We start from the raw sequence: 12,160 nt of genomic DNA, 5'->3' as shown, positions 1-12,160 counted from the left end.
CCCGCCGTCTCATCCCGTCGTGCCGGCGCGCGGCGGAGGTCTCGAAGGGCTCCAGGGATCGCGTGGCCGGCTGGAGGGCTCCTTCGAGGCTGCTGCGCAGCACCTCAGGATGAGGGCGAGCGTGGGATCGCCCACTTTCATCGCCCCTCTAGCACAGTTTTTCAGCGCAGCTTCAGCGTCGCCAGACCGGCCATCGCCAGGATCACCGCGATGATCCAGAAGCGGATCACCACCTGCGGCTCCTTCCAGCCCTTCTGCTCGAAATGGTGGTGGATCGGCGCCATGCGGAAGACGCGCTTGCCCGTGAGCTTGAACGAGGCGACCTGGATGATCACCGACATCATCTCCAGGACGAACAGCCCGCCGACGATGGCCAGGACGATCTCGTGCTTCGTCGCCACCGCGATGGAGCCGAGCAGGCCGCCCAGCGCCAGGGAGCCGGTGTCACCCATGAAGATCTGGGCCGGCGGCGCGTTGAACCAGAGGAAGCCGAGACCGGCGCCGATCACCGCGCCGCAGACCACGGCCAGTTCGCCCGTGTCGCGGACGTAGTTCACCTGCAGATAGCTGGCGGTGAACGAGTTGCCGACGAGATAGGCGATGAACCCGAAGGTGCCGCAGGCGATCATCACCGGCACGATCGCCAGGCCATCGAGGCCGTCGGTCATGTTCACGGAATTGCCCGCCCCGACGATCACGAAGGCGCCGAACAGCGGGTAGAACCAGCCGAGATTGAGGAGGGCGTCCTTGAACACCGGGAAGGCGAGCTGGTTCTGGAGGGCGGCGGGGGAATAGACCGCGACGGTGAAGCAGGCCGCCATGGCGATCACGGCCTCGAGGGCGAGGCGGAACTTGCCGGAGAACCCCTTGTGCGACTGCTTCGTGACCTTGAGGTAATCGTCGTAGAAGCCGATCGCACCGAAGCCGAGCGTGACGGTCAGCGTCACCCAGACATAGTGGTTGCGCGGGTTGGCCCAGAGCAGGATCGCCACCACGGCGCCGGCCAGGATCATCAGGCCGCCCATGGTCGGCGTGCCGCGCTTGGTCAGCAGATGGGTCTGCGGCCCGTCCTCGCGGATCGGCTGACCCTTGCCCTGGCGGATCCGCAGCAGCGAGATGATCCAGGGGCCGAACCAGAACACGAACAGGCCCGCGGTGAACAGCGCGCCGCCGGTGCGGAAGGTGATGTAGCGGAACACGTTGAGCGGCGTGAAGGCGCTGCTCAGGTCCGAGAGAAGGTACAGCATCCGGGCGCTCGGCCCCCTTGTTCAGGCTCAGGTTTCGGGGAGCGGCGCCGGCTGCGCCGAACGCGCGGACGTGCCGGTCACGGGACGGCCTGGGTCCGCCGGGTCGGATCGACCGCGTAGCGGGCTTTCAGCGCCTCGACAATCCGGCCCATGCGGCTGCCGTTCGATCCCTTTACCATGACGACGTCCCCGGATCTGAGATTCCGGGCGAGCGGCTCGAGCAGGTCGGCGGCGGTGTCGGTCACGGCGCCGCGGCGGCTCACCGGCAGGGCCTCGAACAGGTTGCGCATCAGCGGACCGGCCGTGAAGACGAGGTCGATCCGTGCCGCCTCGATCGCCTCCGCGAGGCCGCGGTGCAGGTCGGCCGCGGCGGCGCCGAGTTCCAGCATGTCGCCCAGCACCGCGATCCGGCGTCCGCGGGGTCCGGTCTCGATCCCGGCGAGCGTCGCCAGCGCCGCGCGGACCGCGACGGGGTTGGCGTTGTAGCTCTCGTCCACGAGGTAGGCGGTGCCGCCACCGATCTCGAGGGCGGTGCGCTCGCCGCGGCCCGCCGGCGGCGTCAGGCTGCCCAGAGACAGGGCGGCGCGGGCGAGGTCGGCCCCGAGGCTGTGGACCACCGCCATGACGCCGAGCGAGTTCAGCGCCGCGTGCCGTCCGGCCGTGCCGAGCTTGTAGGTGACGGGCTGGCCCATCACCGCCGCGTCGATCACCGACAGGTCGGGGCGGAGCACGATCTTCAGGGCGCGCACGTCGGAATCCGGGTGCTCGCCGAAGGTGACGACCCGTCCCGCCCGGGAGGCCTGCGCGTGGGCCGCGAGCCGGTCGAAATGCGGGACGTCGCGGTTGACGATCGCCACGCCGCCGGGCTGGAGCCCGGAGAAGATCTCGCCCTTGGCGTCCGCGATGGCGGCGAGCGAGGCGAAGTGTTCGATATGGGCGGGCGCGATGGTGGTGATGAGCGCGATGTCGGGGCGGACCTGGGCGGTCAGCGGCACGATCTCGCCGCCGTGGTTCATGCCGATCTCGAATACGCCGTAGCGCGTGGAGCGCGGCATCCGCGCCAGGGTCAGGGGCACGCCCCAATGATTGTTGTAGGAGGCCGCCGAGGCGTGGGTCTCCCCCTGCTCGGCCAGGACGTGGCGCAGCGCCTCCTTGGTCCCGGTCTTGCCGACCGAGCCGGTGACCGCCACGACCTGCGCGCGTGTCCGGGCGCGGGCGGCGGCGCCGAGACGCACCATCGCGGTGAGTACCGGGTCGGCGCCCGCTTCGGGCACCGCCAGGACGGGACCGTGGGACGCGAGGTCCCCGAGGCGGGACGCGCTCACCACCGCGGCGCCGGCCCCGCGGCCCAGGGCGTCGGGAACGAAGTCGTGGCCGTCGCGTGCATCGCCGCGGATCGCGAAGAACAGGTCGCCGGGCTGGAGCGTGCGGGTGTCGATCGAGGCGCCGCCGATGGCGCGCTCGGGGCCGATCAGTCGGCCGCCCGTCGCGGATTCCAGCTCCTCCCGCGTCCAGAGTGCGGTCATCGTCGATTCCCCCGTCGTCCTCAGGCCGCCGCGGCAATCGCGGCACGCAGGACCGCATGGTCCGAGAACGGCAGCGTGCGATCCCCCACGATCTGGCCGGTTTCATGGCCCTTGCCGGCCACGACCAGGACATCGCCCGGTCCGAGCCGGCCGACGGCGCTGTGAATCGCCTCGGAGCGGTCGCCGATCTCCTCTGCGCCCGGAGCGGCGTCCAGGATCGCCCGGCGGATGGTGGCGGGATCCTCGGTGCGCGGGTTGTCGTCCGTGACGATGACGACGTCGGCGAGCCGCTTCGCGATGGCGCCCATCAGCGGCCGCTTGCCCCGGTCGCGGTCGCCGCCGCAGCCGAAGACCACGATCAGCCGGCCCGACGCGAACGGGCGGAGCGCGGCGAGCACGCTCTCCAGGGCCTCCGGCTTGTGGGCGTAGTCGACGAGGCAGAGCCCGCCCCGCGCCTCGCCGATCCGCTCCATGCGGCCGGGGACGCCGGTGAGATGGTCGAGCGCGGCGAAGACGCCGTCGGGATCGGCGGCGCCCGCCGGTGTGGCGAGGGCGAGGCCGGCCGCCACCAGGGCGTTCTCCACCTGGAATTCGCCGACGAGCGGCAGGCGCAGATCCCGGGCCCGGCCGGCGAACAGGACCCGGGCGGCCTGCGCGAACCCCTCGGTCCGGACGGATTCGACGTGCAGATCCCGGCCGCCCCGCCCGACCGTGCGGACCGGACGCCCTGCGCCTTCGGCCGCGGCGATCACCCGCTCGGCATAGGCGCCGTCGGCATTGACGATGGCCGGGCAGCCCGGCGGCAGCAGGTCTGTGAACAGGCGCAGCTTGGCCGCGAGGTATTCCTCGATGCTCGCGTGGTAGTCGAGATGGTCCCGCCCGAGATTGGTGAAGCCCGCCGCGTCGAGGCGCACGCCGTCGAGCCGGCGCTGCTCGATCCCGTGGGAGGAGGCCTCCATGGCGAGGTCGGTGACGCCCTCGGCGGCGAGACGCGCCAGCGTCCGGTGCAGCGTCACCGGGTCCGGGGTGGTCAGGGAGCCGTACTGCGCGCCGCGGTTGGTGACGATACCGACGGTGCCGAGGCTCGCGGCGTCGCGGCCGAGGCGGGCCAGGATCTGGCGCACGAAGTCGGCTACCGAACTCTTGCCGGCGGTGCCGGTGACGGCCACCACGGTCCCGGGCTGCGCGCCGGCGAGGCGGGCCGCGGCGAGAGCGAGCGACCGGCGCGCGTCGGCGACCGGGATCCAGGCGACCGCGTCCGGCAGGTCGGCGGGGCGGGCCCCCTCCCCGGCCACCGCGGCGGCGCCGCGCTGGGCGGCCTGCGCGGCGAAGCGCCGGCCATCGGCCTTCGTGCCCGGCACCGCCACGAACACCGTGCCGGTGGCGACCTGCCGGCTGTCGGCCGTGAGGTCCGATACGGTCAGGTCCGCGGCCGGGCCGGTGGCCTCGGGGAAGAGGTCGGCGAGCCGCGCACTCATGAATCCACCCTCATGGGCCGCCGAGCTGGTTGACGTGGTAGGCGTTGAGCTTGACCATCTGCGGGAACGGCCTCACCGGCGGCTCGAATTGCGGCGGCAGGCCGAGGATCGGCGCCACGCGCTCGATCACCTTGCCGGTGACCACGCCGGAATTCCAGGCCGCGGTGGCATAGCCGCCGGATTCCGGCAGGCCCTGCGGCTCGTCCATGATCGTGACGAACAGGTACTTCGGGTCGTTCATCGGCGCCGCCGCCATGAAGGTCGTGAACAGGCGGTTGTGAATGTAGCGTCCGCCGATCACCTTCTCGGCCGTGCCGGTCTTGCCGCCGACGAAGTAGTACGGGATCGCGGCCTTCTTGGCCGAGCCCTCGGAGGCGTTGAGCCGCATGATGTAGCGCATCGCCTCGGAGGTCTGGCCCGACAGGACGTGGGTGGATCGCGCCTTGTCGTCGGGGTTCGCCTTGAGGAAGGTCGGGGTGATCAGGTCGCCGCCATTGGCGATGGCCGCCACCGCCGCCGCCGCCTGGATCGGCGCCACCGCGATGCCGTGGCCGAAGGCGATGGTGATGGTGTTGATCTCGGTCCAGCGGGACGGAACGATCGGCGCCGCGCTCTCGGGCAGCTCGGTCCGCAGCCGGTCGAGCAGGCCCATCTTCTTCAGGAAGGCCTTGTGACCGGGCACGCCGACGCCGAGCGCCATCTTGGCGGACCCGATGTTGGAGGAGTGGGTGAACACCTCCGGCATGGTGATGACGCGGTTGGTGCCGTGGTACTCGTGGATCTTCTGCCGGCCCCAGTTCAGCACGCCGCCCCGGGTGTCGAAGGTCGAGTTGACGTTGTACTTTCCGGAATCGAGCGCCATGGCCAGCGTCATCGCCTTGAAGGTCGAGCCCATCTCGTAGACGCCGACATTCATGCGGTTGATGCGATCCGGCGAGAGCGCATCCTTGGGATCGTTCGGGTCGAAATCGGGCATGGACACGAGCGCGATGACCTCGCCGGTCTTCACGTCGAGGATCATGGAGGCGCCGGCCTTGGCCTTGAAGTGGTCGATGCCCCAGGCCAGCTCGTCGCGGACCGCGAACTGCGCGCGCAGGTCGATCGACAGCTGCACCGGCTTCAGGTCCGCCTGCTTGTTGATCAGCCCGAAGCTGTTGAGGGCCTGCAGGCCGGTGGAGTCGATGTACTTCTCCATGCCGGCGATGCCGATGCCGTCGAGGTTCGTCGCGCCCAGGATGTGGGCGGCCGCGACGCCGTTCGGGTAGACGCGCTTGTGGTCGGGCAGGAAGCCGATGCCCGGGATGCCGAGCCGGTGGACCTCGGCCTGCTGCTTCGGGGTCAGCTCGCGCTTCACCCAGACGAAGCCGGCGCCCTTCTTGTCCTTGCGCTGGGTGAGCTTGGCGCGCAGCTCGGAGGCGTTGAGTTCCGGCAGGACCGCGGTGAGGAGTTCCACCGCCTCGTCCTTGTCGTAGATGTTCCCGGGTTCGGCGAAGACCGAGACCGTGCGGATGTCGGTGGCCAGGATCTCGCCGTTCCGGTCGATGATGTCGGGCCGGAAGGCGGTCGAGGATGCGGCCGCGACCCGGTGCTCCTGGCTGGGCGGATCCCCGAAGATCGCCATCATCAGGAGCTTGGCGGAGATCGTCCCGAACACGCCCACGAAGACCAGACCGACCAGGGCGACGCGCATGTGCGAGCGCTCGATGGCCAGCCGGAACATGCTCCGCAGGAGCAGCTTTGCGCGCTCCGACGGCGGCACCGACTCGCGCGCCTCCTCCTCGACAGGGCGCGGCGCGCCCGCGGCATGCGCCAGCGCGGCAGCCTCGAGAAGCGCGGCCTCGTGGTCCGACACGGCGGGCTCGACCGTCGGCTCTAGGGTCTGGGCGGCGTCATCGGACACGGGGGATTACCTCGAAGCCGTCGGCGGGGTGCGGGTCGTGGTGACGGTGCGGGTGATCGCGCCGGTCGTTCGCGGCTCGATCGTGCCCTTGTCTTTGGGGGTCGCCGTGGCGGCGAGCAGGCGGCCGATCTCGTCTCCGCGCTCCTGTCGGGCAGGCAGGTCCGAGAGGCGCGCCAAATGACTGGTGCCGATCGGCTCCAGAGCCAGATGTTTGTCGACGGCCGCCTGGAGGCGGTCGGGCCGGGTCAGAAGCTGCCACTCGGCGCGCAGCACGGCGATCGCCTGCCGTTCCTTGTGCAGGGCCGTCTGGAGCTTGGAGACCTGACCGCCCTGGTAGAGCGTGTCGTACTTGATCGAGTAGGCGTAGATCGCCGAGGCGACGAGGCCGGCCACCGCCAGCAGGTTCAGCAGGCGGATCATCGGCGATGGCCTCCGCGGGCCGCATCCGGCAGGCTCGCCAGGGCGGTCAGTCCCGCCAGCGGTTCGAGAACGTCGGATTCGGTACGCTCCGCAGCCCGCAGCTTGGCGGAGCGGGCGCGCGGGTTGCGGGCGGTCTCGGCCTCGCCCGGCAGGACCGGGCCCTTGGTGACGAGACGGAAGCTGCGGACGGTCTCGACCGGGGCTCCCGGGAGATGGCGAGAGCCCTGCGCGGAGCGGCCGCTCCGCGCGGCGAAGAACTGCTTGACGATCCGGTCCTCGAGCGAATGGAACGTCACGACGGCGAGCCGGCCGCCCGGCCTGAGCACGCGCTCGGCGGCGTGCAGCGCCCGCACCAATTCGCCGAGTTCGTCGTTCACGGCGATGCGCAGGCCCTGGAACGTCCGCGTCGCCGGGTGAATGTGACTGCCGGGCTCGACGCGTACGACGCTGGCGACCAGCTCCGCGAGCTGCGCCGTGGTCTCGATCCGTCCGCGGCGGCGCGCCTCGAAGATGGTCCGTGCCACCGCGCGCGAGCGACGCTCCTCGCCGTAGTGATAGAGGATGTCGGCGAGCACGGTCTCGTCGGCCTCGTTCACGAGGTCCGCGGCGCTCGGCCCGTCGCAGCCCATGCGCATGTCGAGGGGCCCGTCGCTCCGGAACGAGAAGCCCCGTTCCGGCACGTCGAGCTGCATCGAGGAGACGCCGATATCGAGGACCACCCGGTCGACCTGCGCGAGACCCGTCTCCGCCAGGAGGGTGTCGAGCGCGCCGAAGCGGCCGGGCAGGAGGCGCAGCCGCCCCCCGGATTCCGCGACGAGCGCCTGTCCGGCTGCGATCGCCGTGGGGTCCCGATCGATCGCGACGACCTGCAGGTCCGGATCCGCCGCCAGGAGGGCGCGGGTATAGCCGCCGGCACCGAACGTGCCGTCGACCGCGATCCCGCCCGCGGTGCCGAGCGCCTCGACGACTTCATCGAGGAGGACCGGCACGTGCGGTTCCGACGGCGCGACGGCGCCGCTGTGGCGGGGCGAGCTCTCGGGAGAAGGACGGCGCCGGCTCACGGGCGCCTCGCCGACGGGGCGCGACGCGGGTTGCGAGAACCGGCGGAGGATCGGCGCGGTCCGGAGATCCGGACGCGGAAGCGGCTCGTGCGTCTCATGGTGCCCTGTGCCGGGCCGCGCGAGCGCGGCGCGCGTGACGGGAACGGCACCGGATGCGGAGCGCGCAAAACGCCGCGCACGGACGGGACCTGCAGGAAGGCAGGTTGCGCCCGGCGATCCGATACACGCCGTTGACGGGAGGATGCCGGGTATCATGGGCCTCGGAGGATCGTCAACGCACAAGCTTGGCGCTGCCGCGCCGAACGATCTGAACCCGGCAAGGTTAACCGAAGGTTTTTGCCGCACCGGAATCTTCGGCGCGGCGTGCGGCGGCGCGGGCGCGGCGCCGGGCCGATAAGGCGTTGAGGACGCAGGGCTTATCGGGATGTGGATCAGCCGGCCTATAAGCCGGGTTCTGTAGGGCCGGAGCGCTCGCGCGCGCCGACGTGGCGGCCATTCCTCTGGGACGGTCGTTGCCGACCGCCTCGAGCAACCAACCCGGGCGACTGGCCTGGAGAGCCGGCCTGCCCTTCTCGCGAAGGGCGCGCCGCCCCTATTCGGTCTTGCTCCCGGTGGGGTTTGCCGTGCCGTCCGCGTTGCCGCGTCCGCGGTGCGCTCTTACCGCACCCTTTCACCCTGACCCCGGACGGATCCGGGGCGGTCTGCTTTCTGTGGCACTGTCCCTGGGGTCGCCCCCGCCGGATGTTATCCGGCACCGTCTCTCCATGGAGCCCGGACTTTCCTCCCCGGACACTCGCGCGTCCGGAGCGGCCGCCCGGCCGGCTGATCCGCGGGCAGATGCGCCCGCGGGGCCGTCCGGGTCAAGGGAGTCGACCCGCGCTACCAGGTGCCGGTGTTCTCCATGGACGTCCACGGCTCCTGCGGCGCCTTGGCGCCGCCCTTCTGGAGGATCTCGATGGAGATGCCGTCCGGCGACTTCACGAAGGCCATGTAGCCGTCGCGCGGCGGGCGGTTGATGGTCACGCCCTTCTCCTGCAGCCGCGCGCAGAAAGCGTAGATGTCGTCCACCTGATAGGCGAGATGGCCGAAGTTACGCCCGCCCGAGTAGGTTTCCGGATCCCAATTGTAGGTCAGCTCGATGAGCGGGGATCGTGTGGCCGTGGCCCGCTCGACGTCGCCGGGGGCGGCCAGGAACACGAGGGTGAAGCGCCCCTTCTCGTTCTCGACGCGGCGGACCTCCTTCAGGCCGAACGTGTCGACGTAGAAGGCGAGGGCCCGGTCGAGGGTCGGCGACCCGGACCATGGTGTGCAGGTATTCCATCGGACCTATCCTGTGGCTGGTCGGAGGTGGATCGTGCGTCCTGTTCGGGACGCGCGTCCCGCCTCCGGCTGATCGCCACCGCTAGCTAGCGGCCGGCCCGGCGGTGAGAAGGCCGCGCGCGCCGGACGGGCCATAAATCGACCCTGGCGCTCCTGCGTCCCGTGACGATCCGGCGTCCGGCGCGAGGGAGGCTACCGCCAAAAGACGACCGCGGACGCGTCCGTTGCCGCGGCCGGCCGCCAGCGCCGGGCGATGCGGCGCGGTGATCGGATCGGTTTGACGCGCGAAGGCTGTCCCGACGGCGCACTGTCTCTCCGGGGCCGTTTCGGCGGCTCCGATCGTTGCGCCGCGCGCGCCGAGGGACCAGAACGGGCCCATCCCGCACCCGGAGTGAGCCGAATGCGCACCGAGACGCCGCCGCTGATCCGCCTCGAGGAATACCGGCCCAGCGACTACCTGATCGATCGGGTCGACCTCGACATCCGTCTCGACCCGCACGCGACCCGCATCGACGCGACCTTGACGCTGCGGCCGAACCCGGCCGGTGTGCCGGCGGCTCCGCTCACCCTCGACGGCGACGATCTTCGGCTGGTCTCGGCCGAACTCGACGGGGCGCCGCTGGCGCCCGACGCGTACGCGGCGGCGCCGTCCGGCTTCATCCTCCGCGATCCGCCTCCGCGGCCCTTCGCGCTGCGCCTCGTCACGGAGGTGGATCCGACCGCCAACACCAAGCTGATGGGGCTCTACCGCTCGAACGGGGTCTACTGCACCCAGTGCGAGGCGGACGGCTTCCGGCGGATCACCTACTTCCTCGATCGTCCCGACGTGCTGGCGGTCTACACCACGCGCATCGAGGCCGACCGGACCGAGGCGCCCGTCCTGCTCGGCAACGGCAATCCCGTCGAGGCCGGCGATGCCGGGCCCGGCCGCCATTACGCCCTCTGGCACGATCCGCACCCCAAGCCCGCCTACCTGTTCGCCCTCGTGGGCGGCCGGCTCGGGAAGGTCGAGGCCCCCTTCACCACGATGGAGGGCCGCACCGTCAGCTGCGCGGTCTACGTCGAGCCCGGCAAGGAGGACCGGGCGGGCTACGCCCTGGACGCCGTCATCCGCTCCATGGCCTGGGACGAGACGGCCTTCGGCCGCGCCTACGACCTCGACGTGTTCAACGTCGTCGCGGTGTCCGACTTCAACATGGGCGCCATGGAGAACAAGGGCCTCAACATCTTCAACGACAAGTACGTGCTGGCCAGCCCCGAGACCGCCACCGATGGCGATTACGCCGCCATCGAGGCGATCATTGCCCACGAGTACTTCCACAACTGGTCCGGCAACCGCGTCACCTGCCGGGACTGGTTCCAGCTCTGCCTGAAGGAGGGTCTCACGGTCTTCCGCGACCAGGAATTCTCCTCCGACATGCGCTCCAGGCCGGTGCATCGCATCGCCGAGGTGCGCTCGCTGCGGGCGCGTCAGTTCCCCGAGGATGCCGGGCCGCTGCGGCATCCGGTGCGGCCGCGGGCCTATGCCGAGATCAACAACTTCTACACGGCGACCGTCTACGACAAGGGCGCCGAGATCGTCCGGATGCTGCGGACCCTGATCGGTCCCGAGGCCTTCCGGGCCGGCATGGACCGCTACTTCGCCGACAATGACGGGCGCGCCGCCACCGTGGAGGATTTCCTCGCGGCCTTCGCGGCGGTGACGGGGCGCGACCTCGATGCGTTCGCCCGCTGGTACGAGCGCCCCGGTACGCCCCGCCTCGCCGTCACGGCCGCCTACGATCCGGCCGCCGCGCGTTACACCCTCCGGTTCGCTCAGAGCCTGCCCGGCACCGCCGACTCCGACGAGACACCCCTGGTCATCCCCGTGGCCCTCGGCCTCGTGGGGGCCACGGGGCCACTGACCGGCGCCATCTGCCCGGATGTGCGGGACGGCGTCTACGTGCTCGACCGCCCGGAGGCCGCGATCGTGTTCGACGCCGTCGCCGAGGAGCCGGTCCCGTCGCTCCTGCGCGACTTCTCCGCGCCGGTGAAGCTCGATCTCGGCCTGACGGATGCGCAGCGGATGCGGCTCCTGGCACAGGACAGCGACCCCTTCAATCGCTGGCAGGCCGCGCAGGACGTGGCGCTGCGGCTGATCCTCGACCCGGACGCCGACCGGACCGAGGCCTTCGCGGCGGCGCTCGGCCGCTTCCTCGACGGCGAGGCCCTGGCCGACCCGGCCTTCGCGGCGCTGGTCCTGGCGCTGCCGAGCGAAGGCGAGGCCGCCGACGCCGTCCCGGCCGATGTCGATCCCGACGCCATCCACCGGGGGCGTTCCGATCTGCGGACCCGTCTCGGCCAGGTCCTGCGGCCGCGGCTCGAAGCGATCGACGCGGCGCTCGTGCCGGACGCGGGTGTCCCTTACAGCCCCGACGCCGCCTCGGCGGGGCGCCGGTCGCTCCGCAACGCCGCCCTCGACCTGATCGCCGCCGGGGATCCCCGGACCGGCGCGGCCCGCGCCGCCGAGCGCCTGGCCGAGGCGACCAACATGACCGACCGGCTCGCCGCCCTCGGCACCCTGGCGCTGATTCCGGGCGAGACCCGCGAGGTTGCCCTCGCGGAGTTCGCAACGCGCTACGCCGACGAACCCCTCGTGCTCGACAAGTGGTTTGCCATCCAGGCCCAGATCCCGGAACCCGGCACGCTCGACCGGATCGCCCGGCTCCAGGAGCACCCCGCCTTCACCATGACCAATCCGAACCGCGTCCGGGCGCTGATCGGAAGCTTCGCGTTCGGGAATCCGACCCAGTTCGCCCGGCCGGACGGGGCGGGCTTCGCCCGTGTGGCCGACACGGTCGCGGCGCTTGATTCGACCAACCCACAGGTTGCCGCGCGGCTCCTCACGGCCTTCGGATCATGGCGTCGGCTGGAAAAATCACGCGGCGCCAAAGCGGTCGAAATGCTGAATGGGATCAAGGCGATCCCCGGCCTTTCCCGGGACACGGCCGACATCCTCGCCCGCACCCTTGGAGCCGGCTAAGCGTCTGAACCTGCGGTAGAAATTGATTCTCTGGCGGCCGCGCAACACCCGACGAGCGTCAAGTCGTTATGGTAAAAAACCCGTGGACAAACGGCCCCCCGAGGTGATTGTATTCACTCAGATTCGGGGGGCCTTCGGGGGCCGGGCGCCCGTACCGGATCGCTGTTCCCACGGGTGAGGTTCGGC

The 12,160-nt window shown here is 71.0% G+C and carries 7 protein-coding genes, 1 other RNA gene and 1 pseudogene; 1 reads left to right on the top strand and 8 read right to left on the bottom strand.

The genetic code is table 11. The annotated features are described in order from the left end of the window. Positions 1-161 precede the first annotated feature (161 nt). The 8 genes and pseudogenes from mraY to ABC766_RS27975 all read right to left on the bottom strand — a co-directional run bounded on the left by mraY (position 162) and on the right by ABC766_RS27975 (position 8,953). Positions 162-1,247 (bottom strand): phospho-N-acetylmuramoyl-pentapeptide-transferase, encoded by a 1,086-nt coding sequence (mraY, locus tag ABC766_RS28010; protein WP_043356717.1) that lies wholly within the window; start codon positions 1,245-1,247, stop codon positions 162-164. Positions 1,248-1,324: 77 nt separating this feature from the next. After that, complete coding sequence (locus tag ABC766_RS28005) at positions 1,325-2,773, bottom strand: UDP-N-acetylmuramoylalanyl-D-glutamyl-2,6-diaminopimelate--D-alanyl-D-alanine ligase (RefSeq protein WP_345820005.1); 1,449 nt, start codon at positions 2,771-2,773, stop codon at positions 1,325-1,327. 20 nt (positions 2,774-2,793) lie between these two features. After that, a complete protein-coding gene (locus ABC766_RS28000; protein ID WP_287089810.1) occupies positions 2,794-4,251 on the bottom strand; it encodes a UDP-N-acetylmuramoyl-L-alanyl-D-glutamate--2,6-diaminopimelate ligase in 1,458 nt (485 codons plus the stop codon). Between the two features lie 10 nt (positions 4,252-4,261). Continuing rightward, positions 4,262-6,103, bottom strand: coding sequence for a peptidoglycan D,D-transpeptidase FtsI family protein (locus ABC766_RS27995; protein WP_427902332.1), 1,842 nt, complete (start codon positions 6,101-6,103; stop codon positions 4,262-4,264). A 54-nt stretch (positions 6,104-6,157) separates the two neighbouring features. Next, entirely contained in the window at positions 6,158-6,571 is a 414-nt protein-coding gene (gene ftsL / locus ABC766_RS27990; protein ID WP_043384256.1) for a cell division protein FtsL, read from the bottom strand. Beyond that, positions 6,568-7,632, bottom strand: a complete 1,065-nt coding sequence (gene rsmH, locus ABC766_RS27985) for a 16S rRNA (cytosine(1402)-N(4))-methyltransferase RsmH (RefSeq protein WP_427902269.1) — start codon at positions 7,630-7,632, stop codon at positions 6,568-6,570. The genes ftsL and rsmH overlap by 4 nt, the downstream gene beginning before the upstream one ends. Before the next feature lie 427 nt (positions 7,633-8,059). Continuing rightward, positions 8,060-8,458: RNase P RNA component class A (gene rnpB, locus ABC766_RS27980), an RNA gene on the bottom strand. Between the two features lie 53 nt (positions 8,459-8,511). Continuing rightward, a pseudogene (locus ABC766_RS27975) lies at positions 8,512-8,953 on the bottom strand (VOC family protein). Between the two features lie 399 nt (positions 8,954-9,352). Between ABC766_RS27975 and pepN the strand changes: the two are divergent. Continuing rightward, positions 9,353-11,974: an aminopeptidase N gene (pepN, locus tag ABC766_RS27970; protein WP_345820002.1), complete on the top strand. Its 2,622-nt coding sequence runs from the start codon at positions 9,353-9,355 to the stop codon at positions 11,972-11,974. Positions 11,975-12,160: the final 186 nt, after the last annotated feature.

The sequence above is a fragment of the Methylobacterium fujisawaense genome, assembly GCF_039619325.1.
Taxonomy (GTDB): Bacteria; Pseudomonadota; Alphaproteobacteria; order Rhizobiales; family Beijerinckiaceae; genus Methylobacterium; species Methylobacterium fujisawaense.
This window is presented reverse-complemented; position numbering and strand designations above follow the sequence as displayed.